General features: G+C 54.2%; 26 protein-coding genes. All 26 read right to left on the bottom strand.

Going from position 1 to position 24,992, the window contains the following annotated elements; translation table 11 throughout:
- Nucleotides 1–97: 97 nt before the first annotated feature.
- Nucleotides 98–448: a hypothetical protein gene (locus AB5Y59_RS14595; RefSeq protein WP_342040877.1), complete on the bottom strand. Its 351-nt coding sequence runs from the start codon at nt 446–448 to the stop codon at nt 98–100.
- A 292-nt stretch (nt 449–740) separates the two neighbouring features.
- Nucleotides 741–1,388 carry a hypothetical protein gene (locus AB5Y59_RS14600; protein WP_139737946.1) on the bottom strand — a complete coding sequence of 216 codons (648 nt, stop codon included), beginning with the start codon at nt 1,386–1,388 and terminating at the stop codon, nt 741–743.
- 323 nt (nt 1,389–1,711) lie between these two features.
- A complete protein-coding gene (locus tag AB5Y59_RS14605; RefSeq protein WP_319859109.1) occupies nt 1,712–2,377 on the bottom strand; it encodes a hypothetical protein in 666 nt (221 codons plus the stop codon).
- Between the two features lie 570 nt (nt 2,378–2,947).
- Nucleotides 2,948–3,193 carry a hypothetical protein gene (locus AB5Y59_RS14610; RefSeq protein ID WP_139737944.1) on the bottom strand — a complete coding sequence of 82 codons (246 nt, stop codon included), beginning with the start codon at nt 3,191–3,193 and terminating at the stop codon, nt 2,948–2,950.
- A 105-nt stretch (nt 3,194–3,298) separates the two neighbouring features.
- Nucleotides 3,299–3,667 carry a hypothetical protein gene (locus AB5Y59_RS14615; RefSeq protein ID WP_139737943.1) on the bottom strand — a complete coding sequence of 123 codons (369 nt, stop codon included), beginning with the start codon at nt 3,665–3,667 and terminating at the stop codon, nt 3,299–3,301.
- Nucleotides 3,668–3,807: 140 nt separating this feature from the next.
- Complete coding sequence (locus tag AB5Y59_RS14620) at nt 3,808–4,467, bottom strand: hypothetical protein (RefSeq protein WP_139737942.1); 660 nt, start codon at nt 4,465–4,467, stop codon at nt 3,808–3,810.
- 546 nt (nt 4,468–5,013) lie between these two features.
- Entirely contained in the window at nt 5,014–5,880 is an 867-nt protein-coding gene (locus tag AB5Y59_RS14625; protein WP_342040879.1) for a leucine-rich repeat domain-containing protein, read from the bottom strand.
- Between the two features lie 234 nt (nt 5,881–6,114).
- Nucleotides 6,115–6,537: a hypothetical protein gene (locus AB5Y59_RS14630; RefSeq protein WP_368212226.1), complete on the bottom strand. Its 423-nt coding sequence runs from the start codon at nt 6,535–6,537 to the stop codon at nt 6,115–6,117.
- Between the two features lie 226 nt (nt 6,538–6,763).
- The gene (locus AB5Y59_RS14635) at nt 6,764–7,561 is read right to left on the bottom strand and encodes a DUF1338 domain-containing protein (RefSeq protein ID WP_368212228.1); all 798 of its coding nucleotides are present in this window, start codon (nt 7,559–7,561) and stop codon (nt 6,764–6,766) included.
- A 69-nt stretch (nt 7,562–7,630) separates the two neighbouring features.
- The gene (gene astD, locus AB5Y59_RS14640) at nt 7,631–9,100 is read right to left on the bottom strand and encodes a succinylglutamate-semialdehyde dehydrogenase (protein ID WP_368212229.1); all 1,470 of its coding nucleotides are present in this window, start codon (nt 9,098–9,100) and stop codon (nt 7,631–7,633) included.
- 67 nt (nt 9,101–9,167) lie between these two features.
- On the bottom strand, nt 9,168–10,187 hold the full coding sequence (astA, locus tag AB5Y59_RS14645; RefSeq protein WP_039039587.1) for an arginine N-succinyltransferase: 1,020 nt from the start codon (nt 10,185–10,187) through the stop codon (nt 9,168–9,170).
- 75 nt (nt 10,188–10,262) lie between these two features.
- Nucleotides 10,263–11,480 carry an aspartate aminotransferase family protein gene (locus tag AB5Y59_RS14650; RefSeq protein WP_039039586.1) on the bottom strand — a complete coding sequence of 406 codons (1,218 nt, stop codon included), beginning with the start codon at nt 11,478–11,480 and terminating at the stop codon, nt 10,263–10,265.
- 278 nt (nt 11,481–11,758) lie between these two features.
- Nucleotides 11,759–12,340 carry an aminodeoxychorismate synthase component II gene (locus tag AB5Y59_RS14655; protein WP_041215622.1) on the bottom strand — a complete coding sequence of 194 codons (582 nt, stop codon included), beginning with the start codon at nt 12,338–12,340 and terminating at the stop codon, nt 11,759–11,761.
- Between the two features lie 321 nt (nt 12,341–12,661).
- Nucleotides 12,662–12,877, bottom strand: a complete 216-nt coding sequence (locus tag AB5Y59_RS14660; protein WP_010673831.1) for a hypothetical protein — start codon at nt 12,875–12,877, stop codon at nt 12,662–12,664.
- Between the two features lie 119 nt (nt 12,878–12,996).
- Nucleotides 12,997–14,001, bottom strand: a complete 1,005-nt coding sequence (trpS, locus tag AB5Y59_RS14665; RefSeq protein ID WP_010673830.1) for a tryptophan--tRNA ligase — start codon at nt 13,999–14,001, stop codon at nt 12,997–12,999.
- A gap of 39 nt (nt 14,002–14,040) precedes the next feature.
- Nucleotides 14,041–14,706 (bottom strand): phosphoglycolate phosphatase, encoded by a 666-nt coding sequence (locus AB5Y59_RS14670; protein WP_049636543.1) that lies wholly within the window; start codon nt 14,704–14,706, stop codon nt 14,041–14,043.
- Nucleotides 14,693–15,367, bottom strand: a complete 675-nt coding sequence (rpe, locus tag AB5Y59_RS14675) for a ribulose-phosphate 3-epimerase (RefSeq protein ID WP_041212569.1) — start codon at nt 15,365–15,367, stop codon at nt 14,693–14,695. The genes AB5Y59_RS14670 and rpe overlap by 14 nt, the downstream gene beginning before the upstream one ends.
- A gap of 202 nt (nt 15,368–15,569) precedes the next feature.
- The gene (locus AB5Y59_RS14680) at nt 15,570–16,442 is read right to left on the bottom strand and encodes a Dam family site-specific DNA-(adenine-N6)-methyltransferase (RefSeq protein WP_029314124.1); all 873 of its coding nucleotides are present in this window, start codon (nt 16,440–16,442) and stop codon (nt 15,570–15,572) included.
- Nucleotides 16,443–16,512: 70 nt separating this feature from the next.
- Nucleotides 16,513–18,069 (bottom strand): SPOR domain-containing protein, encoded by a 1,557-nt coding sequence (locus tag AB5Y59_RS14685; protein WP_368212231.1) that lies wholly within the window; start codon nt 18,067–18,069, stop codon nt 16,513–16,515.
- Complete coding sequence (gene aroB, locus AB5Y59_RS14690; protein WP_323913724.1) at nt 18,059–19,141, bottom strand: 3-dehydroquinate synthase; 1,083 nt, start codon at nt 19,139–19,141, stop codon at nt 18,059–18,061. Before aroB ends, AB5Y59_RS14685 begins: the two co-directional genes overlap by 11 nt.
- Nucleotides 19,142–19,158: 17 nt before the next feature.
- Nucleotides 19,159–19,677 (bottom strand): shikimate kinase AroK, encoded by a 519-nt coding sequence (aroK, locus tag AB5Y59_RS14695; RefSeq protein WP_010673824.1) that lies wholly within the window; start codon nt 19,675–19,677, stop codon nt 19,159–19,161.
- 191 nt (nt 19,678–19,868) lie between these two features.
- Nucleotides 19,869–22,094, bottom strand: a complete 2,226-nt coding sequence (locus tag AB5Y59_RS14700) for a type IV pilus secretin PilQ (protein ID WP_368212233.1) — start codon at nt 22,092–22,094, stop codon at nt 19,869–19,871.
- A gap of 16 nt (nt 22,095–22,110) precedes the next feature.
- On the bottom strand, nt 22,111–22,638 hold the full coding sequence (locus tag AB5Y59_RS14705) for a pilus assembly protein PilP (RefSeq protein WP_201984985.1): 528 nt from the start codon (nt 22,636–22,638) through the stop codon (nt 22,111–22,113).
- 2 nt (nt 22,639–22,640) lie between these two features.
- Nucleotides 22,641–23,237: a PilO family type IV pilus biogenesis protein TapO gene (gene tapO / locus AB5Y59_RS14710; protein ID WP_041212566.1), complete on the bottom strand. Its 597-nt coding sequence runs from the start codon at nt 23,235–23,237 to the stop codon at nt 22,641–22,643.
- Nucleotides 23,234–23,803, bottom strand: coding sequence for a PilN family type IV pilus biogenesis protein TapN (gene tapN, locus AB5Y59_RS14715; protein ID WP_010673820.1), 570 nt, complete (start codon nt 23,801–23,803; stop codon nt 23,234–23,236). The genes tapO and tapN overlap by 4 nt, the downstream gene beginning before the upstream one ends.
- The gene (gene tapM, locus AB5Y59_RS14720) at nt 23,791–24,852 is read right to left on the bottom strand and encodes a PilM family type IVa pilus assembly protein TapM (protein ID WP_041212565.1); all 1,062 of its coding nucleotides are present in this window, start codon (nt 24,850–24,852) and stop codon (nt 23,791–23,793) included. The genes tapN and tapM overlap by 13 nt, the downstream gene beginning before the upstream one ends.
- Nucleotides 24,853–24,992: the final 140 nt, after the last annotated feature.

Consider the following 24,992-nt stretch of genomic DNA (forward strand, 5'->3'; position numbering starts at 1 on the left):
GGGTCTGAAATTGATACCGAAGGAAGTGCGCACTAAAGTAGCGTAAACAAGACACCGGTTTGAGGCCGGTGTCAGGTGATAACTAGATCTGTACACATCACGAAATTCTATAATACCTAAACAACTCTGCAAGCTTACCTTTTGAGTACTCACCTCTCTGACAAAACTGGCTTTCAATTACTTCCCTATTCTCGACAAGAGCATTCGGCACTTCAGTTGTTTGGCTTTTGCTTGCAAGACCAATAATCGTTTGCAATATTTCGCAAGCGGTAGACTCATCATCTTCCCTGATTAAAAATTCGATAGTTTCACTTATAAAACAAAATGCTTCAGATGGACTCATTTTGCAGATGGCATCATCTCTAAACTTTTCAAAAAACCACTCATCCTCTATAGAGCCTGAGTTCCAATGCTGAATAGCCTCATTCAGTGCATCACGATATGACATAATCACCCCCTAATTTTGACACCACCCAAAAATCCTGACATCACATTTAAGAAGAGTTCAAATCTTCCAAGATCATTATCTATACTTATGAAAATATTAAACCATAAATCAATGCACTTCTGCATACTCTCTTCACAAAATCTCGACTACCCACATGGTCAAGATTTTAGATCTGCCCATATCTCTGTATAAAAACTCGCACATCTGGTACCCACAAAGGCGAAGTCCGTCACCATACCTTTCTTATTTATTATATCAGTACACTGCTCTCGTCCTTGACTCTCTTATAAAGTTACGCAACTAACACCTTCACCATCTCTGGCGTCCCTATTCCGACGAACCCTGACTCTGGATCATCAAAGGCACCAACCATTTTAAGAACCAGACCATTACTTTTAACAATCTCGCACAATAACCTTGTATCTATCAATTCACTAGCATTCCACCCTCTGCATATTAACGCATGAACTTCAAACTCTTCTGGCACAGCAATAAGATAGGAGCATGATTCCTCCTCCATCAAACTCACCACTGATTCAATTGACAACTCAGATAATTGAGCAGCACCAAATAACTTCAACTTTCCATCTGATTCTACTAGTTCTTCCAAAAAGTGAGCTGCGTGGCTTATCTCTACCCCTCGTTCCTTTAATCTCTTAAAAAGTTTATTGTGTCTTATAATCCGTGTATCACTTTGCCAAACTGAGTCACCAACAACACACCACAACTTAAATCCAGGTATTTTTTTAACAATAAGACTAAAAATAAACCTTAAAACTATAATTCGCGCTTCAAGGCGATTTCGAGAAGAAATCTGCCATCGAACGGCAGCTACCTTCAAATTAACCATTTGAGAAATTTCACTGAGATTGTACGTTTCGTTTTCTCTTGAAACGTCCAACGTGCATACAACATTAATATTAGTCATCAATGTCTTCACCAGCCTTGTCATTCAAGTGGGCCATCTATTTTCATGATCGCCATGGGTCCTGTTCATGACCTACAGTATTATCACTGATTTTACCGTTCTGGTATTTATTCCAGAGCCTAAATCTCATGTTGCAACGCACCTTCTTTGCAACCCTCGTCACCTCCTATGTAATGCTGGCAACGTTAGCAGCACTCGCCGTTGATCCGGTAGCCTTGGTGTTGATTTTGACACTCACATCAACATTAATAGAATATTACTCTATGAGGGATCATATATAAAATCATGATGTATCCGACATTACCAATGTGCACCTATAATATACATAGACCGTATCAAACATTGTTAAATACATCCAGATGATAGTCACCGGTTTCTTCCCAAGCATAAGGGAAAATAGCGTGACTCCCTCGACTCAAAATTACTTTTATGGCATCGACTACATTTAGGTTGAAAGTAGATGTTTTAGTTTCTCTAGATATAAGAGACGACAATTCATCTATCAACAGAGTAAAATCACCATCATGAACGGTCTCTTTAACGATTTCTTTTGAAAACAAAATACCACTTTCACTCTCAGATATAAAATTCAATATGAATTTAGCATTTTCCCGTGTTAGCCTAACGACACCATAAAAGATTACGTAATTATCACTAAAAACTGTTCTCTCGAGAATAAAGCTCAATGGTTGTCCATCAACAAGTTTATTTATCGACCTACTTAGTCCATTGTATCGCACAATACGAGAGTCCAATCTCCAAGAAGGGCTAACGATAAAACAGTATATATCTATTTTTTTAGAAAGATATTTATCCTCTATATAATTAAATATTATAGATGCAGAGTCTTTCCATGCCGAATAACTCTCACCGTTTACATAGATTTTAGTAACACTTACAGTGTCTTTCAGAGACGACTTGTCAAACCGATTAAACTCATAGTCATCATCACTCACCATACAATGATCACAAAAAAGTTTATTCATAGTGTTAATATTCATGATAGTTACTCATTAACCCCTTACCACCATTATTTAAATGCGCTTCTTTATATCCATTTACATCGGATAAATTATGGTCTTCGGGATGATATTGAACTTTATAACTGTCACCAAAGTCATACTCTATCGCCGTTCTTCTCGTACCTAACTTATCCGCGGGAAGACCTTTAAATGGGTTAAATGTGTCTGCGATGTCGGTATTTTTGCACCTCTTTTAGTAGCTCGAAAGGTCTGTCTCTTTGGCTTAAGCCGCTTTACATCCTTGGGATGTCGAATTTTTTCCCCCCGCAGCACCTTCTGTCTTGGTGGCAACTTTAGCAGCATTCGCCGTTGATCCGGTAGTCTTGATATCGATGAAACCAATATGAAGCATCTTGGCTCCTGAATCCAGCCTTGGAAGAGGGAAACTCTGCGATATGGCGATATGGCGATATGGATATGAGATTTACGATCAGGGATTACTTGTATTTTTCCATCCCCTCCCTTTACAACAGGATTTTCAGTGAAGTGTGAGAAAGAGTGATTCAGCAAGCTGCATATTAAAAACATCAAAGATATGAGCTTTAATAACTACAGGTTAATATCATCAAGAATTCTTTGAAGCTTATCGGGATCAGCAGCATTACCAAAATAATACTCTTTTCCTCCGTCAGCTTTAAATTCTTCAGGAGTTTTCATTTCATAAAGGACATCATATTTTCCTGACAATAAATCCTCCAACCCATCGGCATCATTCCAAGTTGATACTCTGATGTATGGACCTGAATCATCGTTGATCAATACAACTATTCGCTCACCTGTTTTTGAATCAATCATAGCCTTACCAATCAATACTCTTAAACCAACCTAGTTCTTCCTGGGCTGGGGCTATTTTCGTACTAAAACATCTTAATTCCGTTTAGGTCTCGTACGATCTGGTTTTTAGGAATTTACTTCCGTTTCTTTAACACGAGTTTTTGTCATATCGAACTCAGAGCCATCTTTGTATGTAATCTTAACTCCAAACTCACCTGGTTGACCACCTAATAGAATTGTATTTTTTGTGGTGCGAGTGGAGATTGTTCCAATTTCGTCTTCCCCCTTTACAACCCCCAGAGTCTCCTCTGCCTTGGTGGTAACTTTAACAGCACTCGCCGTTGATTCGGTAGCCTTTATCGATGAAACCAATATGAAGCATCTTGGCTCCTGAATCCAGCCCTGCGAGAGCGAAGCTCTGCCGATACTACTCAAGAGCAGTGACTCATATATCACGTTGAATGCTATAGAGTCAGGCATCAACCAGATTTTCAACTACACCCAACCAACTCGATTCTCGCTTCCTAGAATAGGAAACGAAGGCATCTTGCCATAATCACAGTGATCTTTCTTTTCGTGAACTACTTTAGTGATAGCTATATCTGCACAATCATCGTAACTCTTTGCAATGTCATTTAATCGGAGGTTACATCTCCAATATCAAACAGACCTAATTCTTTCTTATCCTTTGATTGATACCGAACAGTCGTTTTGTCAACCCATCTAATATCACCAATACGAGCATTAAATAAAAACTCATCCGGTTCTTCAGAGAAAAGGTGTTCATTAAGAAGCTCTTTACCATCATTATCTTTTATCACAATGAAACAGTTAAACGCTTCTTCATCATGACTTCCCACCAACTCAGCTGACATGCTTTTATTCCGACTTAACTTACGTTTTATTGTGTATAAATTCACAAAATTTTCTCGAACAACCATCTCGTACGCTTCATGAAAGGGGCTCTTCGGCCATCCTTCCATATCGCACAATGAAATAAGTGAGCTGTATAGTGCATCAAGAAGAAACCTTTTCTTGGCGATTATATTCAACCCCTCAAAATAGTCAAAATCGAACGTCTTATAATACTTAATCACTGAGCTACTTAACTCAGTGGTACCAACTCTTTCATCTGGCCCACAAAGTTTTACAACAACCCTATAAACACCATCTGTTTCTATAGGATCAAAGTGGCGCTCAAAATGGGCACAAACACATCTGCTGAACAGCGTGAATTTTCGTGCCAAACCAAGTTCAAGTTTAAATGCCCACAAACTAAATTCTGTCAGTTTCATATCCATACAAACCTATATTGTTTGGCCTTTTTTGATATGGCAGTTCATACTCTGGTTGGCGAATGCCTTCTTCAAAGTGGATTTTTCCTTCCCTCGATATTGCTCCAAATTCAATTGATGAGCCATCATCTTCAAGTTGATAATTGACTCCATGGGAAGCACTACTTTCATTAAGTCACTGATCGCTGATGTCTTTCTTTTCACTATCGATGTCTGTATCCTGAATCAGATAGAGAAACTGATTTTAAGTACTCATAGTCGCATCTCAGTGTACTTCTTTTCAACTCAGCTGATTTCTCTTCCTTGACTGCAACACTAGTAGCCTCCCCAGCAAGCAGGTACGAAGGGGGCTGGCATCATCACGGTTATTCTTATTTTCCGAACAACGTCATTGACAAGATTTCTGATACCAGTTCGAGTGTTGGCAACATGCTCAGCAGATAATCGGCAAGATAAGATTGTGAGCAATCTTGACATACATAACTTTTCTTCCGGGTTGTAAGCTACCCTCAAAAAAATGCATGAATATCATTCATGATTGATTACTCAAGATAACACTTCCATCACCTCCTCTCGGGTATGGGAGTAGTGACGCTTATTAGCAAACAACATTTTCTTTAATGTGGGAATGTCCAACAAGGACGTTAATTCTCCATCTTCAATGGTTGTGTCCCCTATAAAGATGATACTTTCTAATGATTGGCTGTGTGCAAGTGGCCTCAAAGATTTAACTGCCCCACAGTCAGTTAATACAATCTCTTTGAGGTTTTTTAGCTCACTCAAAATAGCTATATCATAAACTCTTTTACAGTTTTCAATTTCTACAATCTCTATCTGCTGACACTTATCTATGCCTGAAAGATCTTCTAGCTTAGGACAGTCGGCCAAATCTAGAATGGATAACGAGCTAAGTTCCTCTATTCCTGACAATGATTTTATTTTTTTGGAGGTTAGTTGTAGACGTCTTAATAAAGACATTCTATTAAGTTCTTTCAAGTTTTCTGAAGGATAGTTAACAATATTTAGCAGATTCAATTCATCACAAGAGAAAATCGTCTTCGCTTTAGGCCTCCAAAAAAGCTTAAGTACTTTTAATTTTTTTAGTTTGGAAAAATCAGGAGCCTTCGTAAACTCACACTGTAATCCTAAATAATAAAGATTACTGATAGACTCTAATGGAGTGATATCCTTGACACCACAAGAATAAATTTCAACGCCAGAAAGAGAAGGCAAGTAATTTATAAATGAAATGTCATTTCCATTCCAGCCTGCGGATTGACTTAAACGGAGCACTGAAATATTTTCTTTATCGATTATTGATTTAAAACTATCCGACCAAGGAGCTGTCAAGACAAGGCAACGTCCCATTCCATTTTCAACCTCATCGATAAAATATTTTTCATTATTTATCAAGGAATTACCTCCTATTTATACCAATGGGGTAAATGTTGTTTGATACGTTTTGGAGAAATGGGCAAGCATACCACCCATGGTTCTTAATTCGATGTTCCTCCGCCTACTCTTCATCTATCTTCCAAGTAAAATTCTGTAACATGAACATATTGATTACAGCCTAGCTAATTTTTATACTTATCTTAATAATCATAGGACTTAACAAATACTTATCGAAATATCAACTGACTCGAATCAATCATAATAGCCATTTTCAAAGACGATAATACTTTCAGCAGGTAATGATGTGTTGTCATCCGCATCAGGAGCGTATGCGCCAATCCCCAGCACATGGGATGTTAGCGAATCAGACTCTACTTCTAGGCCCTTGTCTTTATCTGAAAGATACGTGATCAAGTCCTTGAAATGAATTTTTAGCAAGTCCATTTCTTCGAACTCTGGAACCGCTGGTTCAGTAAACTCTATCGCCTCCAAAACGCCAGAGGCGTTGTAATATGCGAACACGCCCAAATTCTCAAAGTAATCACATGGGAAGACAGACTCCTCCGCTCTTTTAAAAGAGTCAAACACTCCCCCTAATAATAATCTCACTTGGTCAGGAGTCATGCCAAACTTGATTTTCCCTGCCCCCACAAAGGGGGAAATTAAAAATCGCATAAAATACTCTCACTTAAAAATCAGTCACATGCTACAGACATAGTTCAGCATTTCGTTTTGGCATCAAATGTTTAATGGAGTATTTCAATGATGCATATCAAATGACTTTATTCATTCTTTTGGGCAAGCGCTTAGCCCGACAGGGCACTACACCACAGCAATAATTTGACCGTATTTAATCCAAAATAAAAACGCCCCAGGCGGGGCGTTGTTTTCATGGCGGCCATTACATGGCGTTGGTGGATTCGAAGATCTTGTCCGCCGACGCTTCGACGAAGCCAGGGTAGAGCACGCCGTCGGCCTGCGGGTAGCGCAGGGCAAACTCGTAGAAGCAGCTCGGGATGGTGCGCACGCCGTCGCTGAAGGGCACCTCGGCCTTGTCTGCCATGGTGGAGGATTGCTCCAGCATCACCTCGGGATCGCCCTTCACCTCGCCGCCAACGGTGTTGAGCACGAAGCCTGCCGCCTTGAGCGCCGCATTCACCTGCTGGATGGTGTCGAAGTCCTTCAGGCGATTGATGTTGACGGTGAAGTGGTTGGCACGATAACCCCAGGCGGCCATCCAGGCGGCATACTCGCTCTCTGCCAGCAGGGTCTGGTAGTCGGTGTGAGAGACCTGCCAGGGCGCGCCGGCGTAGAGGAAGGCCGGGGTGTCGGTGAGGTGATCGGGTACCTGATCCACCAGCTTGTTGATGATGGCCTGGGCACCTTCGGAGAGCTCTTCCACCTTCAGCTCGCTGATGAACACCTTGGGCGCATCAGGATCTTTATGCTCGAAGTGTTTGGCATAGAGCTTCTTGGCCTTGAATACATACTCGCCCTTCTCTTCGTACCCCAGGGCGCGGAAGTGGGCCGCCAGTTTCTCGAGACCGAGCTTGGGCAGGTTGTAGGTCCGAAACGCCACGTGATCGTTGATGATGGGGGCACCGCCGCCCAGCAGTTGATGAACCTTGTGAGCACTGGGGGTGACCTGAATGTAGTTGTCCCACAGATGGCCAAACAGGGTGTCGATATCCTTTTGCATCTCTCTTTCCTTTGATTGCGGGTACAGACAGGGGCACCTGTTCAGTGCCCCTCTTTTATTTTCTTGTTATCAGAAGGTCAGACCGGGAGACAGCTGATCCGGCATAGCAGCCTTGCTGTCTTCGACGGAGGCGACCGGGTAAGCACAGTAGTCGGCGGCATAGTAGGCGCTCGCTCTGTGGTTACCAGAGGCACCGATGCCGCCGAAGGGGGCGGCACTGGAGGCGCCAGTGATGGGCTTGTTCCAGTTGACGATACCGGCACGGATGCGCTTGAAGAAGTGGTTCCAGTCCGCTTCGTTGTCACCGAGCAGGCCGGCCGAGAGACCGAAACTGGTGGCGTTCGCCTTCTCGATGGCCGCATCGAAGTCGTCGTAGCGAATGAGCTGCAGCAGCGGGCCGAAGTACTCTTCATCCGGCAGCGCGCTGACCACGGTCACGTCTATGATGCCCGGGGAGACAAAGCCGGTGCCCGCTTCCAGGTGCTTGAGGGCAAGCAGGCTTTCGCCACCGAGGCGCTGCAGGTTGGCTTGCGCCTCGACCATGCCGAGTGCGGCCTTCTCGCTGATCATGGCGCCCATGAACGGCTGCTCGGCGGCGTCATAGAAGCCGACCTTGATCTGGCCGACCACCTCCACCAGGCGCTTGACTAGGGCATCGCCCCGCTCGCCGCGCTCGACAAACAGACGGCGCGAGCAGGTGCAACGCTGGCCGGAGGTAATGAAGGCGGACTGCACGATGGCATGGACGGCGCCGTCGATGTCGCTCACATCTTTCACGATCAGCGGGTTGTTGCCCCCCATCTCCAGTGCCAGGATCTTGCCCGGCTGGCCGGCAAACTGCTGATGCAGGAAGTGGCCGGTACGGGAGGAGCCGGTGAAGAAGAGGCCGTCGATGTCCGGGTTGCCGGCCAGCGCCTTGCCGGTGTCGACCTCCCCCTGCACCAGGTTGAGCACCCCCTTGGGCAGCCCCGCCTCCTGCCACACCTTGACCATGGCTTCAGCCACCATGGGGGTCAGCTCGGAAGGCTTGAACACGACCGCATTGCCGGCGATGAGCGCTGGCACAATGTGGCCGTTGGGCAGGTGGCCCGGGAAGTTGTAGGGGCCGAACACGGCCACGACGCCATGGGGCTTGTGGCGCACAAACGCCTTGGCGCCCGGCATGGGGTTTTCCACCGTGCCGGTACGCTCGTCATGGGCACGGATGGAGATGGCAATCTTGCCCTGCATGGCCGCCACTTCGGTGCGGGTCTCCCACAGGGGCTTGCCGGTTTCACGGGCGATGGTCAGGGCCAGCGCCTCCTTGTGCTCGCCGAGCAGGTCGGCATAGCGGCGCACGATGGCAAGGCGCTCTTCAAGGGCCAGATCGGACCAATGGTAGAAGGCCGTGCGGGCCGCCTTGACGGCCGCATCCACCTGGGACTGGCTTGCCGCCTCACCCCGCCAGATCACCTCGTTTTTGGCCGGGTCGATGGATTCGAACGGCTTGCCTTCACCGGCCAGCCACTGGCCATCGATAAACTGGACTAAAGACATCATCAATTCACTCCCTGTGGGTACGCAGGCCGCCTCGGCAGCCTGTCTCAATGCTGTGCTGCGGGGCGGGTCAATCCAGATCGACGACGCGCACCATGTCGCCATTTTCCACCTTGAGGGCGGCCGCCATCTTGGGTGGAATGATGGCTTCGTGCTTGTCCAGATCGACCCGGATGTTGCCGTAGCAGGCGCGGTATTGCTCGAACCTGGTGTTGCAGATGAGGTAGGTATGGCCGCCGATGGGCTCACCCACCAGCACCGCCAGCTTCTGGCTGCGGCGCACGCTGCGAATGTTCTTCACCTCGCATTCGACGGTGGGGCCGGCGTCGAAGATGTCGACATAACCGCGATTCACGAACCCCTCATCCTGCAGCATCTTGAGGGCAGGCCGAGTCTTTTCATGGGTCTTGCCGATGACGGCGCGCGCCTCGTTGCTCAGCAGATTGACGTAGATGGGGTACTTGGGCATCAGCTCGGCGATGAAGCGCTTCTTGCCGATGCCAGTCAGATAGTCGACGGTGGGAAAATCCATCGAGAAGAAATGTTTTTGCAGCCACTCGTAGAAGGGGCTGTGGCCGTTGCCATCGGAGACACCACGCATCTCGGCAAAGACGGTACTGTCAAACAGCTCGGGGTGTTCGGCCATGAACAGGAAACGGTGCTTGGAGAGCAGACGGCCGTTGAGCCCCTCGCGGGCGCATTCACGCAGAAACAGGGTGCAGAGCTCGGAATTGCCGGTGTAGTCGTTGGAGAGGGTGAGGGTTTCCACGACATTGTAGATGCCGAGCTTGGGGGAGGAGTGCACCACCTTGCCGATGTGATAGTTGTAGAACGCCTGGGACAGGCCGACCGCCGCGTCGATGGCGCAGGTACCGACCATCTCCCCGGTCTCCAGATCCTCGGCCACGAAGAAATAGAGGCACTCGCCCTTGCCAGCGGGCTTGTCCAGGAAGGTCTGGGTCGAGGCATCGATCTTGCGTTGCAGCAGCTCGTCGTTGACCGGCAAGGATGTCATGCCGGTGCCGGATTCGATGGCACAGGTCTTGAGGCCGGCGAAGTCGCGCTGCTCGATAGGACGGATAACCAACATAAATGACAACTCCCTTTCATTGACGACAGGTGGGGTCCCGGCTCCTGCCGGGAGGGCTCCCCACCTCAATTTGGATCAGGCGTTGACCACCTGAGCGACCGCTTTCTCGAACCGTGCCAGCCCTTCCTTGATGTCCGCTTCCGGGATCACCAGGGAGGGAGCAAAACGCACCACGTTGGTACCGGCAACCAGCGCCATCAGACCCTGATCGATGGAGGCGAGCAGGAAGTCGCGGGAGCGGCCCTTGAAGTCATCGTTGAGCACGGCGCCCAGCAGCAGGCCCTTGCCGCGCACTTCGCTGAAGCAGTGGTACTTGGCGTTGATGGCTTCCAGCCCTTCGCGGAACAGCTGCTCGCGCTGCTTGATGCCGCTCAGCACTGCCGGGGTGTTGACCACGTCGATCACCGCCTCGGCTACGGCACACGCCAGCGGGTTGCCGCCGTAGGTGGAGCCGTGAGTGCCCACTTTCAGGTGGGAGGCGATCTCGGTGGTGGTCAGCATGGCCCCGATGGGGAAGCCACCGCCCAGCGCCTTGGCGCTGGTGAGGATGTCCGGGGTGATGCCCAGACCCATATAGGCAAACAGCTCGCCGGTACGACCGACACCGGATTGCACCTCGTCATAAACCAGCAGGGCGTTGTGCTTGTCGCACAGCTCGCGCACCCCCTTGGCAAACTCGTCGGTGGGGCTGATGATGCCACCCTCGCCCTGCAGCGGCTCCATCACCACGGCGCAGGTGTTGTCGGAGATGACGGCAGCCAGCTCCTCCAGGTTGTTGTAGGCGACGTGGGTGATGTCGGCAGGCTTGGGACCGAAGCCATCGGAGTAGGCTGCCTGGCCGCCGACGCTGACGGTAAAGAAGGTACGGCCGTGGAAGCCCTGGTGGAAGGCGATGATCTGGGTCTTGTGGGCTCCGAACTTCTCGATGGCGTAGCGGCGGGCCAGCTTGAGGGCCGCTTCGTTTGCTTCGGCGCCGGAGTTGCAGAAATAGACCTTCTCGGCGAAGGTGGCGGCGACCAGTTTCTTGGCCAGGCGCAGGGCCGGCTCGTTGGTCATCACGTTGGAGAGGTGCCACAGCTTCTCACCCTGGGATTTCAGGGCCTCGACCAGTTTGGGATGGCAATGGCCCAGGCCATTGACCGCGATCCCGCCCGCGAAATCCACATACTCGCGGCCTTCCTGATCCCAGACACGTGACCCCTCGCCGCGCACCGGGATGATTTTGGCCGGCGCATAGTTGGGAACCATCACTTCATCAAACACTTCACGTGTCACTGCCAACAACTCTGACATATTGCTCTCCTGCTATCTCGCGGCAGAATAATCCACCGCCCAAAAGTTAAATCCGTGTAAACGTGGCGGAATTATCACAGAAAAAAAGTAAAAAGTCTGTAACTTAACCGCCTATAAGGAACAATGTTCGATTGCCTTTGAGATTTTAGGCAACCGCATTGCATAACGGCTCAGGGGGTGTTGGCAAGAGATAATTTGGACAGGGAGGAGGGTGAATAAAGTCTCAGGGAAATTTTTTTTTGCCTCATGACGGTTTTGAGACAAACATCGCAATTTTTTCAGGAAACGGCCAAAAAGTTGGCCAGCAACTGGTGCCCCTGTTCGCTCAGAATACTCTCCGGATGGAACTGCACTCCCTCCAGCGCCAGCGTTTTATGCCGCAGCCCCATGATCTCGTCCTGGCTGCCGTCGGCATGTTCGCTCCAGGCGGTGACCTCGAAACAGTCGGGCAGCGACGCCGCCTCCACCACCAGAGAATGATAGCGGGTCACCCGCAGCGGGTTGTTGAGCCCCTTGAACACCCCCTCCCCTTTGTGACGGATGAGAGAAGTCTTGCCGTGCATCACCTGACGGGCACGCACCACCCGGGCACCAAAGGCCTGTGCCAGCGACTGATGGCCGAGACAGACGCCGAGGATGGGGATCTCGCCGGCAAAACGGGAGATGGCGGCCAAAGAGATGCCCGCCTCGTTTGGCGTGCAGGGGCCGGGAGAGATCACCAGATGACGGGGGGCAAGCCGGGCTATCTCCTCCAGGCTCAGCTCATCGTTGCGCCTGACCACCACCTCTTGCCCCAGAGCGCCGAAGTATTGCACCAGGTTCCAGGTAAAGGAGTCGTAGTTGTCGATGAGTAGCAGCATGCAAACACCCTGGGAATAAGACAGAGACGGTGATCGGACAACCCGTTGCGAGGGCGGGCAGACAAACGCCGCGCATTCTGGCATGTCTCTTTGCGTTAATAAACCGGCGGTCACCTCACCTGCTGTGCAGTCTGTTCGCTCTTCAATGGCGATCCGGGCCTGTCGACCCCACCCGGCGGTGGGCCTGTCCCCGACCGGGCAGCATCAGCAGCTCCATGTCAGGATGGCAAGGTAAAAGAGACGGGAGGCGACCGGGAAAAGGGTACAGGACGTGACAGGCAGATGGGAAGGAGTCACCTTGGCAAGGGCTGGCAACGAACCTCAGCGGTCCAGATAACGGCCCTGTTCCAGTTCCCGTTCCCGCTGGCACTCGGCCAGATAGATGGCAGCCGCGATGGCCGGGGTCTTGTGGTGCTTGTCGATGGCGTTGGAGACCATCAACTGCAAGGTATTGAGGCTCTTGGCCTTGCGAAACTTGCGCAGCCAGTGACCCTTGTCACCCAACTCTTCACTCAGGGTTTGTGATTCGACAGACATGCTTTCTCTTGGGGCAAAGCCCGTGTTTGACATTGGGGAGGTTGCGACAAACCGGAAGGTGTAAAACAAAGAAAGCCAGGCATCCACCCAGCTCTCTTCTACTACACCTTCCCAGTATGTCAGGCTCGAGGAACGAAGCCGACGACATCATATACGCTGATCAGGGTTTTTTCAGCCCTTTCACGCGCCTTTTGTGCGCCAGCCGCCAAAATGGCCTGCAGATGGGCCTCATCCTGACGCAGCTCGCGGAAGCGCGCCTGGATGGGTTCCAGCAAGGCGACCACGGCATCGGCCGTTTCACTCTTGAGGTGGCCGTACATCTTGCCTTCGAAGTGCTGCTCCAGCTCCGGGATGGAGCGGCCGGTCACACCGGACATCAGGGTCAGCAGATTGGAGACCCCCGGCTTGTTTTCGGGATCAAAACGCACCACGGCCGGCTCGTCCGAGTCGGTCATCGCCCGCTTGATCTTCTTGACGATCTGCTTGGGATCTTCCAGCAAGCCGATGAAGTTGGCCTCGTTGTCGTCGGACTTGGACATCTTCTTGGTCGGGTCCTGCAGGCTCATCACCCGGGCCCCTTCGGTCGGAATGAAGGGTTCCGGCAGGGTGAAGACTTCGCCATAGAGGTTGTTGAAGCGGGTGCAGATGTCGCGGGTCAGCTCCAGATGCTGCTTCTGGTCATTGCCAACCGGCACCTGATTGGCCTGATAAAGCAGAATGTCGGCCGCCATCAGCACCGGATAACCGAACAGGCCGACGTTGACGTTGTTCTCGAAACGAGCGGACTTGTCCTTGAACTGGGTCATACGCGATAGCTCGCCCATCTGGGTGTAGCAATTCAGGATCCAGCCGAGCTCGGCGTGCTGGGGCACGTGGGACTGGATGAAGACGGTGCTCTTGGCCGGGTCGATGCCCACCGCCAGATAGAGGGCGGCTGCGTCGAGGCACGCCTTGCGCAAGGCGGCCGGATCCTGGCGGGTGGTGATGGCGTGCAGATCGACGATGCAATAGAGGCAGTCGAAGTCATCCTGCATGCTGACCCACTGACGCAGGGCGCCCATGTAGTTGCCGATGGTCAGCTGGCCCGAGGGTTGGGCACCGCTCAATACGATTGGTTTAGTCATCAGAGTAGTAATCCTTGTTATCCGCCAGCCCGGTCTGGATCAGACCAGCAGGGCGTCGAGTTCGGCAAACTGCTCGCAAACCCAGTCGGGGCGCGAGTCTGCGATAGGGCGGCCATAGTTGTAGCCATAGGTGAGCCCCACCACCTTCATGCCGGCGGCCTGGGCGGCCAGTACGTCATTTTCGGAATCCCCCACCATCAGGGTGCGGGACGGGCTGACACCCAGCTCGTGGCAGGCGTGCAACAGCGGCTCCGGGCTCGGCTTCTTGACGGGTACGCAGTTGCCCCCGAGCCAGAGTGCGAAACAGTCGCTGATGCCGAGGGCCTCCAGAATGGGCTGCACGAAGTGACTCGGTTTGTTGGTCACCACGGCCTGCTGGTAACCCAGCCCCTGCAGACGGCGCAGGCTCCGGGCCACTCCGTCATACATGGCCAGGCCTTCCAGCAGACAGGCCTGATAGTGACGGTCGAACAGGGGGCGGGCCTTGGCAAACTGCTCCGGGGCGTCGCGGTAATCGAGAGCCCGCTGGATCAGCTTGTCGGCGCCGTTGCCGACCCAGGTACGCACCACGGCCTCATCGGCCTCGGCCAACCCCAGCTCCGCCAGGGTACGGTTGACCGCCAGCGCCAGTTGCGGGGCGCTGTCAATCAGGGTGCCATCCAGATCGAACAGCACCAGGTCAAAGGGGCGATCAGCGACGGACATGGGCAAGCTCCGCGCGCATCTGGTCGATCACCGCCTTGTAATCCGGCTTGCCGAAGATGGCAGAGCCCGCCACGAACATGTCGGCACCCGCCTCGGCAATCTCGCGAATGTTGTCGACCTTGACCCCGCCATCGATTTCCAGGCGAATGTCGCGGCCGCTCTCGTCGATCAGGCGGCGCACCTGGCGCAGCTTGTCGAGGGTGCCGGGGATGAAGCTCTGACCGCCAAAGCCCGGGTTGACCGACATCAGCAGGATCACGTCCAGCTTGTCCATCACGTACTCCAGGCAGCTGAGCGGGGTCGCGGGGTTCAGCACCAGACCAGCCTGGCAACCCTGCTCCTTGATGAGGCCCAGGGTGCGATCCACGTGATCGGAGGCTTCCGGGTGGAAGGTGATCAGGCTGGCACCGGCCTTGGCAAAATCAGGCACGATGCGATCCACCGGCTTGACCATCAGGTGCACGTCGATGAGCGCTTCGATGCCGTAATCGCGCAGCGCCTGACAGACCATGGGGCCTATGGTCAGGTTGGGGACATAATGGTTGTCCATCACATCGAAATGGACCACGTCGGCCCCGGCGGCCAGCACCTTGGCCACATCCTCACCCAGACGGGCAAAGTCGGCGGAGAGGATAGAGGGGGCAATCAGAAAGTCTTTCATCAGCGTCATCCATTGGCAGCGTGGCAGAAAAAACGGCGCAATTTTATCGCAAAAGGGCGATGAAAACGACCCGCATCTACAGAACACGCCGCTCCAGCACCATGGATGGCACACGATGCCAGGCGCGGCTCACGAAATGCCAGCGGGATCACCAGAGGCCGCATCAGAAATGACAACGGCCCCCTCAGGGACCGTTGTTCACTCAGCCGACGGCAACCAGCTCCGCCTCACCGGGATAATAGCCCTGTTCGGGCTCGATGCCGGGCGGATAGAGCGCCAGCAGCTCGGCCACCTTGTTGCGACCACCGCCGTTGCGGCTGATGGTACGCTTGACCAGGATTTCGTCGAGCCGGGCGCCACGATAGAGCTCGCGGGTCAATTCGATGTCATGGTTGCTGATGAGCACGGGCACCCCTTTATGGGCGGCGGTGTGGCGAGCCAGCCTGGCCAGCAGCGCCTGATCGTCCAGGGTGAAACCGCCTGCCGAATAGGTGGTGAAACTCGCCGTGGTGGAGAGGGGGGCATAGGGCGGATCGCAGTAGATCACCCAGTCTTCCTCTGCACGGGCCATGGCGTCGGCATAGCTTTCGCAGATGAACGTCGCCTTCTGCGCCTTCTCGGCAAACGCCCACAGCTCTTTCTCCGGGAAGTAGGGTTTCTTGTAGGAACCGAAGGGAACGTTGAACCCCCCCTTCTTGTTGTAACGGCACAAGCCGTTGAAACCATGGCGATTCAAAAACAGGAACAACTGAGCCCGTTCAAACCCGGCAGCGGTCTGGTTGAACTGGGTACGCAGCCGATAATAGGCGGTCTTGTGGTTGTGCTCGGCCACGAACAGCTTGCGGGCCTCGCTGATGAAGCTGTCCGGCTGCTGCTTGAGGTGGTTGTAGAGGCCAATGAGATCCGGATTGATGTCGTTGAGCACATAAGCGTCGTAATCCGTGTTGAGAAACACGGATCCCGCCCCGACGAAGGGCTCCAGCAACACACGCCCGGCCGGCAAACGCTCGGCGATCTCTTCGACCAGGGAGTATTTTCCCCCGGCCCATTTTAAAAACGCGCGTGTTTTTTTCATGGAAGTCCGGTGTTGACAAGGCTATGCCCAAAAAAGGGGGGTGATTCTACCCCCTTCTTCGGGTGGCTGGCTATTGCTTCAATTCTTTTTGTATCTGGGCGAATGACTTGGGCCAGGGTTGTCCCTTGAGCAAGGCAGGCGACAGCTTGCGAATGGCCGCCTTGGCCTGGGCACTGCTGGCGTAGTCTCCCTGCACCACCACATACCAGGGACTGCCACGGAAGCGGGTCTTGTAAACCCACACCTTGCCCGCCAAGCCATGCTCGGCCACAAAGCTGTCTACCGCCTTGGTGTTGCTCGCCCCCATCAACTGGATGCTGTAGTGATTCTTCGGCTTTTTGTTGAGAGTCGCCACCGGCGTCAACGCCACCTTGGCCGCCGGGGCCGCTACCGGCGCTGTCTGCGCGCCACTGGCCGGTTGAGCCTCTGTCCGGGCCGGGACACTGTTAGGGGCCGGATTCTTGACCTGGGCCGTCGTTCCGGTCGGGACCGCACGGGAACCGCTCCCCACCAGCTCATCCACCACGGCCGTGGGCAAGGCGCCGCTGACGTTCGGCTGGTTCATCAATTTCTCGACCACTTCGTCGGAGATGACGACCCGGCGCCCCTCATAGTTGGTTGACTCCGTGGTGACCGTCTCGCTCTCGACCTTCTTGGGCAAGGGCTTGGCATCGGACTGCCAATCGCGGGCAACCTGATTCCCTGACGGGATGGCAGCGGCGCCACTGTTCGCCTGAGTACTCAAGGCCCCGCTCGCCGCACCGACGTTCACAGGATCGCTTGAGACGGGATCGGGCAACGCCATCCCCTGGGACGGAGCCTGGGCGGGGTCCTGGCCTGCACTGTCGAACAGGGGCAGATAGCTCAGGGCCAGCAACCCGCCCGCCACCAGGGCAAGCACGATCGCTATCTTCTTGACGGGCAACTCGGCCTGACGTTTCTTGGGCCTTCTGTCGGTCATGGTATCCTCCAGTAACTGCATGATGGCTGACGGATGTCCGCCCGCCCCATTCAGGATCTCTTCCACTTTCGGCTTGGGCAAGAGGGCTGTCGGGATCTTGAGCTCTTTGGCCTTCTCATACAAGAAGATACGTTGCTCAGGAGCGCTCAGTGGCGCGACCTCCAGCTCGAGGGCTGGCATGGCTCGTCCCTTGAGGAGCGCCTTCTGGTTGCGACACCAGGCGTCATCACCCGAGAGCAGGATGGCCAGTTTATGAGGAGATGCCAGGGTATCGTTGTGACGACAGAGCGCCCACAACTCCCCCACCAGCTCGGCAGGCAAGGTATCGGCACGTTCGATGATGAGCAGCAGTCTGGCAGGCTTGTCACCCACCATGCGAAAGAAGCTGTCCGCCAGGGCATCCTGCGCGTTGAACAGGGGACGTACCACTACCTGCTGCAGCAGCAACTGGCGCACATCCGCCATCTTCATGGACGGGCTGCCGATGAGGCTGGCCACCCGCACCGCATCGGGCAGTTGGGCAAGCAGCGACTCGCACAATGTGCCACGGCCACTGCCTGGCTTGCCGGAGAGAAAAACAAAGGGGTGGTTGAACTCGATCAGGTGCAGCAGCCGGTCAACCAACTGCCGCTGAGAAGGCAGTTTGAGCAATTTATTAGTGGTCACGACCAGACTCGATCACCGCCATCAATTGCTCGTCTGTCACATCGGCCACGACCTGGGCCTGTCCGATCCCGATCGGCAGCACCAGCCTCAGTTTGCCTTCCAGCACCTTCTTGTCACGGCGCATATGGCGAATGAAGGCGGCAAAATCCATATCGGACGGTGCCTTGACCGGCAAATCGGCGGCCAACAGCAGCTCGCGGACTCGTGCCACCTCTTGCGCCGTCATGTCGCCACGGGCCAGGGCCGTCTCGGCCGCCAGCATGGTTCCCGCCGCCACGGCTTCACCGTGCAGCCAGTTGCCATAACCCTTCTCCGCCTCGATGGCATGGCCGAAGGTATGTCCCAGGTTCAGCAAGGCGCGCACGCCGTGCTCGGTCTCGTCCTGACCGACCACATCGGCCTTGATCTCGCAGCAGCGGCGAATGGCATAGGAGAGTGCATCACCGTCGAGGCGCTGCAGGCGAGTCATGTTGGTTTCAAGCCAGGAGAAGAAGGCGGCATCCCAGATGATGCCGTATTTGATCACCTCGGCCATGCCGGCGGCAAATTCCCGGGCAGGCAGGGTCTTGAGGCAGTCGGTATCGATGATCACATGCTTGGGCTGATAGAAGGCCCCCACCATGTTCTTGCCGAGGGGATGGTTGACGGCGGTCTTGCCGCCGACGGAAGAGTCAACCTGGGAGAGCAGCGTGGTAGGCACCTGAATAAACGGAATGCCTCGTTGGTAGCTTGCCGCAGCAAAGCCGACAACATCGCCTATCACACCACCCCCCAGAGCGATCAGAGTGGTATCACGACCATGGCTGGTTTCCAGCAGAGCAGACATGATCCGCTCGAAGGTCGCCAGGGTTTTGTAGGCCTCGCCATCGGGCAGGATCAGGTGTTCCACCTGAAAACCGGACAGCAACTGAATGATCTGTTCAAGATACAGGGGCGCGACCACGGTATTGGTCACTATCATGACCCGCTTGCCCTTGATCGTCTGCGCCAGTACCTCGGGGCGTTGCAGCAGACCGGCAGCTATCTCTATCGGGTAGCTGCGTTCACCCAGTTCGACCTTCAACCTTTCCATGGACGTCCTCTAATGAATTACATACCAATCAACTTGACGATTTGATTAGCGACAACTTTGGCACTCTGGTCATCCGTCTGGATGACAAAATCGGCAACCTCTTCGTACAGGGCGTTGCGCTCTTGCGCAAGACGCTCAAGCACTTCACGGGGCGGCTCTTCGGTTTGCAGCAAGGGACGACGCTTGTCTCTCTGGGTTCGCGCCAATTGCTTTTCAATGGTGGTTTCGAGGTAGACCACGATGCCGCGTGCGGAGAGTTTGTTGCGGGTTTCACGGCTCTTGATGGCACCGCCACCCGTTGCCAGCACGATACCCTGCTGTTCGGCGAGCTCACCGATCACCTTCTCTTCGCGGATCCGGAAGCCTTCTTCGCCTTCAACATCGAACACCCAGCCGATATCGGCACCACTGCGGCGCTCAATCTCATGATCTGAGTCGAAAAACTCCATGTGCAGTTGTTCTGCCAGATGTCTACCTATGGTGCTCTTGCCCGCACCCATGGGACCTATCAGGAAAATATTGCGTTTCTCAGCCATGTCTTTTCGTTAGTAATTACAAACTGTATGGCCCCGGTAAACACTCGACCGGGGTACCTATGAACCTTATCTTGCGTTGGATCAGGAGGGGGATTATCTCAGTAGAAACCAGGACTGGCAACCGCAGCCCTTACGCCCCAGCCTCATCGGGGCGTAAGGTTATATGTGTTTTACTCTCACAAGTAAAGTTTTCAGAGGGCGTCGGTCACTATCCTCGGGGTCACGAAGATCAGCAGTTCACGCTTCTTGTTTTCACTGGTGGTTTTCTTGAACAGATAGCCCAACCCGGGGATATCCCCCAGCAGCGGCACCTTGCTGACATCGCTCTTGATGGTCTGTTGATAGATGCCGCCAAGCACCAGGGTTTCACCGTTGTTGACCAACACCTGGGTGGTGATGGACTGGGCGTTGATGGACACCGCATCCCCGGTCCCGGTCGGCACGGTTTCACCCTTGGTATCCTGAGTCACGGTCAAGTCCAGGATCACCCTGTTGTCCGGGGTGATCTGCGGTGTGACCTTGAGGCTCAGCACCGCCTTCTTGAAGGTGACCGAGGTCGCCCCGCTCGAAGAGGACTCCACATAGGGGATCTCGGTCCCCTGCTCGATCAGGGCCGGCTTCTGGTTGGCCGTGGTGACACGCGGACTGGCGATGATCTCGGCCTTGCTCTCCTTTTCCAGAGCCGAGAGCTCAAGATCCAGCAGGGTGCCATTGGCAAGACGGGCAACCTGGAACGCCAGGGTGCCGGCCGCGTTGGTCACCGGCAGGTTGACGTTGAGTCTGTCTTCTACGTTGGGACGAGTGATGGTGGAACTGCCATCATTGTTTCCGGCGCCATCATTACCCTCTATGGTGCCCGAGGTGCCGTTGCCATGACCGTCTGTCTTGGTCACACCCCAGCGCACCCCCAGTGCCTCATCGAAACCATCATCAATGGTCACCATGCGCGCCTCGATCACCACCTGCTTGACCGGGATATCGAGGATATCCAGCATCCGCTTGACGTTGCTGATGACATCCGCCGTGTCCTTGACCACCAGCACGTTGGTACGTTCATCCACGCTGACCGCCCCTCTGGGGGAGAGCAGCTTGGTACTCTCGGAGGAGAGCAGGGCCGCCACTTCCGATGCCTTGGCATAGTTGATCTGCAGATACTCGGTGTAGAGGGGTGCGAGATCCGCCACCTGGTTGCGGCTCTCCATCTGCTGTTTCTCGCGAGCGGCAATCTCGTCCGCCGGCGCCACCAGCAGGATGTTGTTGTCCAGCCGTTTGTCCAGCCCTCTGACCTTGAGGATGATGTCCAGCGCCTGCTCCCAGGGCACGCCATCGAGACGCAGCGTGATGTTGCCGGAGACCGAGTCTGTGGTCACCAGGTTCAGATTGTTGAAATCGGCGATGATCTGCAACACGGTACGAACAGGAATATCCTGGAAGTTCAATGAGATGGGCTTGCCCTGGTACTGCTTCGCCGCCGTGGTGGCCACCCGTTTTTTCACCTCGATGATGAACATCTTGTCGGCCTGATCATAACGGTAGTCAAACTGGCCGTTCACCGAGAGCTCGAACAGGGTGTCATTGCCCTGGCGGAACACCTCCACCTGGGAGACCGGGGTAGCAAAGTCCTGCACATTGATGAGGTTGAGCTGATCATCAGGCACCCGGGTACCGTGGAACTTGGCCAGCACTTTCTGACCACGGCTGCTGACATCCACCGCCGCCGAACTGTTGTCCAGCGTCACGAGGAATTCCCCCTGCCCCTCCTTGCCACGGCGAAAATCCACGCCCTTGACCGAGTTGAAGTAGGCGCCCCCCATGTTTGCCTGAGACACGGACAACACCGGCTTGCCGGGGGCAACGGGCGAAGGAGCCACGGTAGGCGTGGCAGCCACGGCAGGCTGAGCCTGATACTGGGACTGGTTCTGGGCAACTCGCTGGGTGTCAATCAATGCAGACTGAGTCACCGGCTGGCTTCTGACGAGCGCAGACTGGCTGGCTGCAACAGGCGTCGCCGAGGAAGCGACCGGCTGCCCTGCCTTGTCTCCCAGCGCCACCAGCAATTTATTGCCCTGCTGATGGACCTGATAGGGGGTGAGCTGATCGAGGGCGATCTTGATGTCGAGCCCCTGCCCCTTCCCCTCCACCAGGAGGTTGTTCACCCCTTGCTGCTTGATGGGCAGGGGATTGACCCTCAGGGCACCGATGGCCCCGGGTACGTGCAGCAGAAGCTGATTGGGTTCATAGGTCAACCTGTCCGTAAAACCGCTGACCGGTTCGCTGAAGCTGAGCTCCAGCAGGAGTTGATCGGCCAGCAGGGGATTCACCTTGACCTCCTGCAACGCGGGTACTGCCCACACCTGAGTGCATCCGCCCAGCCACAGCAGCGCCACACCGGTCATCCTTCTTATTGTTGTTCTCATCTCTGCTCATCCCTGATCATAGTTTTGCGTCGAGATTGGCCATGGCCAGCTGGGTTTCTCGGGTGACCCAGCATCCTTTGCCATCCGGTACCGTCTCCATCAAGTCAACATGCGTGTTCGTTATCTTGATGACCCTGCCCTGATCCAGCCCCATGTGCTGGTTGAGCCCGACGCGCACGGCTTGCCCGTCCGGGGTTTTGATCAATGCCCACAACTGCCCCTGCTTGCCGATGGAGCCTTTCATGCTCAGGCTGGCAAGCGAGTAGCGTTCCAGCACCTCCTTTTCCCGATTGGCCACTATCTGGGCACAGTCCGGCTTGGCCTTGGCATCCAGCCTGGAACTGGTTTCCGGCTGGGGTGCAATGAACGGACTACGCTGGTCGCTGCGTTGATAGACCATGGGAGAGAAGGGCTTTATCTCCGGCAAAGGTTCGATCGGTACCGGCTTTCTGGCCTTTGTCTGTTTGACATACTCATCCATGTCCTCCTGTCCCCCACAGGCCGTCAACAGCAGCGCCGACAAGAGAAGTACGTCCGCTCTCATGCTCATGGCTTTTTCTCCACGGTTTTGCCGTTGTACTTGTAGGTCTTGGCCTGCATGGACATACCGATCAGCTCACCCCCCTTCCCCTGGCTGAGCTGGAAAGAATCCAGGATCACGATGCGGGGCAAAGCAGCCATGTCCGCCGTGAACTTGCCAAGTTCGTGATAGGTGCCCACGACCTCGATGCGCATGGGCAGCTCGGTGGAGAACTCGTGTTTCACCTCTGGCTCCCAGTTGATCCTGTTCAATGTCAAACCGTTGTCGGTGGCAATGAAGCTGATGTCATCCAGCAAACCGGCGACTTCGTGGGTGTTGGGCAGCTGTTTGAGCTGGGTGTCGACAAGATGTTCCAGCTGGACCATCTGCTTTCTGTATGCTTCCAGGTTCGCGGCCAGCATGGCCTTGCTCTCGAATTGTCCCTTGAGCTCGGTCTCTTTTGCGGCTTCACGACCCAGGGCCGCCAGGGAATTGGCAATCACGTAGTAATAGAGTGCCCCGCCAAGCAGAGCACAGCAGAAGAAGACAAAGATGCCCTTGGCGATCGGCGGCCAGCGGGCAATGTCATTGAGATCCAGGTCGTTGAGTTGTTGCAGGTTCATTTTTGCCCCTTAGCCGCGTTGGGTAGCGCCGTGGCAATCTGGAACATCATGGAGAACTGGCTCAGGGCGATGGGAGCCACCTCGGCCGTGAAAATGGTGCTGAGCTGGGATTGTGTCAGCCAGCCGGAACCGTCGATTCGGCGCATCATGCTGGCAACCCTGCCATAGGCTTCGGTCTTTCCCTTCACGTCTATCTTGTTGTTTTGCAAGGCAAGGCTATCAAGATACACCCCGTTGGGGACCAGCACCGGCAGCTGATTGAACAGACGCACAGGGATGTTGCGGCGCATCTGCAACTGCTCGATGAGTTGCATGCGGTCAATCAACTCCTTGCGCCGCTCCTTGAGAAGCCTGATCTCCCCAAGCTGGGTGTCCAGGGTTGCCATCTCCTGCTGCAACCGCTGATTGCGCTGCTGCTGGTAACCGATCTGCTGCTGCACCAGCCAGTCTGCAGCAAAGGCGATGGCTGCCGTCCCCGCCAGGAACAGACCGAACAGGATGCCGAATTGTTTCTTCTGACGCTGCGCCCGAGCCTGCCGCCAGGGCAGAAGGTTTATATTTGACATGGTGTGAAGCTCCTCAGTGCCAGCCCGAGCGCCGTCATGTACTTGGCTCCATGAGTCAGCCCCCCCTCTCCCTGCGGCTTGCCAAAGAGTGCAAAGGGATCGGGATGCAGCACCTCGCAGTTGAGCTCGCTGCCGATTTGTCCGGCCAGCCCCGGCAGCAGGCTCCCCCCTCCGGTCAGCACCAGCCTGGAGAGCTCCTTGTTCCCCGAAGAGCTGCAAAACAGCTGCACGTTGCGCCGTATCTGCAACACCAGGGTGCTGAGGTGAGGCAACAGGACATCCACCTCATGATCCGCAGGCAGGGAGCCCTGGAGCTTGGCCAGTTCCGCTTCTTCCATACTCATGCTGTAAAAAGAGGCCAATGCCTGGCTGTATTGATCACCACCAAAATTCTGCAACCGGGAATAGATGACCTGGCCCCGTAGCAGGGCGGCGAAAGTCAGGGCGCTGGCACCGATGTCGACGATGCCAACCGGTTTCTCCGAGGTTTGCAGGTCGGGCAGGCAGGCCAGCACGGCGCGTCCGAGCGCATGGGCCCCCACATCCACCACCATGGTCGTCATGCCTGCCTCCGTCAGGGCACTGACCCGGCCACTGACGCTCTCGGTCCGCGCGGCACTGAGCAGGACCTCCTGACGCCCGTTGTCGCCCGCCATGCCGAGGATTTCAAAATCCAGGCTCACTTCATCAAGGGGAAAGGGGATGAGCTGCTCAGCCTCCAGGTGAACCTGGTTCTCCAGCTCACTCTCGTTGATGTTGGTATCGACCTGAATGATCTTGGTGATGACGTTGGAACCGGTCACGGCCGTGGCCACGTTCTGGCAATCCCCTTGCACGAGCCGCTTGAGCGACTTGAGAGACTGACTGACCCGTTCAATGTCCTGAAGTTGATAGTCGACCAGCGTTCCTCTTGGCATGGGGATCTCGGCAACCGAGCCGAGGTGCACCTTGCCGGGACGTCCGCTGATGGTGACGGCCTTGATGGTTTGACTGCCAAAATCAATGCCCGCCATGGAGACGAGGGATCCCTTACTTAATAGCCCAAACATATACACATCCATGCGTTATTGGGTTTTCGGACTTATTGTAGGACAGCGCGTCATGATGTGACGGCTTAACTCAATATAATGCTCTATCTATCAATGTCATAAAGTTTATGTCAAAAGTTGACGCCCCTCTCCTTTCGGCC

The organism is Aeromonas sp. s10, assembly GCF_040907975.1.
Lineage (GTDB): Bacteria > Pseudomonadota > Gammaproteobacteria > Enterobacterales > Aeromonadaceae > Aeromonas > Aeromonas caviae.

What these genes read in the sequence shown, in the direction of transcription:
- tapO (WP_041212566.1), bottom strand. Translation starts at nt 23,237, where the DNA reads ATGAACCTGCAACAACTCAACGACCTGGATCTCAATGACATTGCCCGC.
- AB5Y59_RS14605 (WP_319859109.1), bottom strand. Translation starts at nt 2,377, where the DNA reads ATGAATATTAACACTATGAATAAACTTTTTTGTGATCATTGTATGGTG.
- tapM (WP_041212565.1), bottom strand. Translation starts at nt 24,852, where the DNA reads ATGTTTGGGCTATTAAGTAAGGGATCCCTCGTCTCCATGGCGGGCATT.
- AB5Y59_RS14660 (WP_010673831.1), bottom strand. Translation starts at nt 12,877, where the DNA reads ATGTCTGTCGAATCACAAACCCTGAGTGAAGAGTTGGGTGACAAGGGT.
- AB5Y59_RS14670 (WP_049636543.1), bottom strand. Translation starts at nt 14,706, where the DNA reads ATGTCCGTCGCTGATCGCCCCTTTGACCTGGTGCTGTTCGATCTGGAT.
- AB5Y59_RS14595 (WP_342040877.1), bottom strand. Translation starts at nt 448, where the DNA reads ATGTCATATCGTGATGCACTGAATGAGGCTATTCAGCATTGGAACTCA.
- AB5Y59_RS14610 (WP_139737944.1), bottom strand. Translation starts at nt 3,193, where the DNA reads ATGATTGATTCAAAAACAGGTGAGCGAATAGTTGTATTGATCAACGAT.
- AB5Y59_RS14705 (WP_201984985.1), bottom strand. Translation starts at nt 22,638, where the DNA reads ATGAGAGCGGACGTACTTCTCTTGTCGGCGCTGCTGTTGACGGCCTGT.
- tapN (WP_010673820.1), bottom strand. Translation starts at nt 23,803, where the DNA reads ATGTCAAATATAAACCTTCTGCCCTGGCGGCAGGCTCGGGCGCAGCGT.
- astA (WP_039039587.1), bottom strand. Translation starts at nt 10,187, where the DNA reads ATGTTGGTTATCCGTCCTATCGAGCAGCGCGACTTCGCCGGCCTCAAG.
- rpe (WP_041212569.1), bottom strand. Translation starts at nt 15,367, where the DNA reads ATGAAAGACTTTCTGATTGCCCCCTCTATCCTCTCCGCCGACTTTGCC.
- AB5Y59_RS14635 (WP_368212228.1), bottom strand. Translation starts at nt 7,561, where the DNA reads ATGCAAAAGGATATCGACACCCTGTTTGGCCATCTGTGGGACAACTAC.
- AB5Y59_RS14630 (WP_368212226.1), bottom strand. Translation starts at nt 6,537, where the DNA reads ATGCGATTTTTAATTTCCCCCTTTGTGGGGGCAGGGAAAATCAAGTTT.
- AB5Y59_RS14655 (WP_041215622.1), bottom strand. Translation starts at nt 12,340, where the DNA reads ATGCTGCTACTCATCGACAACTACGACTCCTTTACCTGGAACCTGGTG.
- aroB (WP_323913724.1), bottom strand. Translation starts at nt 19,141, where the DNA reads ATGGAAAGGTTGAAGGTCGAACTGGGTGAACGCAGCTACCCGATAGAG.
- AB5Y59_RS14620 (WP_139737942.1), bottom strand. Translation starts at nt 4,467, where the DNA reads ATGAAACTGACAGAATTTAGTTTGTGGGCATTTAAACTTGAACTTGGT.
- aroK (WP_010673824.1), bottom strand. Translation starts at nt 19,677, where the DNA reads ATGGCTGAGAAACGCAATATTTTCCTGATAGGTCCCATGGGTGCGGGC.
- AB5Y59_RS14700 (WP_368212233.1), bottom strand. Translation starts at nt 22,094, where the DNA reads ATGAGAACAACAATAAGAAGGATGACCGGTGTGGCGCTGCTGTGGCTG.
- astD (WP_368212229.1), bottom strand. Translation starts at nt 9,100, where the DNA reads ATGATGTCTTTAGTCCAGTTTATCGATGGCCAGTGGCTGGCCGGTGAA.
- AB5Y59_RS14650 (WP_039039586.1), bottom strand. Translation starts at nt 11,480, where the DNA reads ATGTCAGAGTTGTTGGCAGTGACACGTGAAGTGTTTGATGAAGTGATG.
- AB5Y59_RS14680 (WP_029314124.1), bottom strand. Translation starts at nt 16,442, where the DNA reads ATGAAAAAAACACGCGCGTTTTTAAAATGGGCCGGGGGAAAATACTCC.
- trpS (WP_010673830.1), bottom strand. Translation starts at nt 14,001, where the DNA reads ATGACTAAACCAATCGTATTGAGCGGTGCCCAACCCTCGGGCCAGCTG.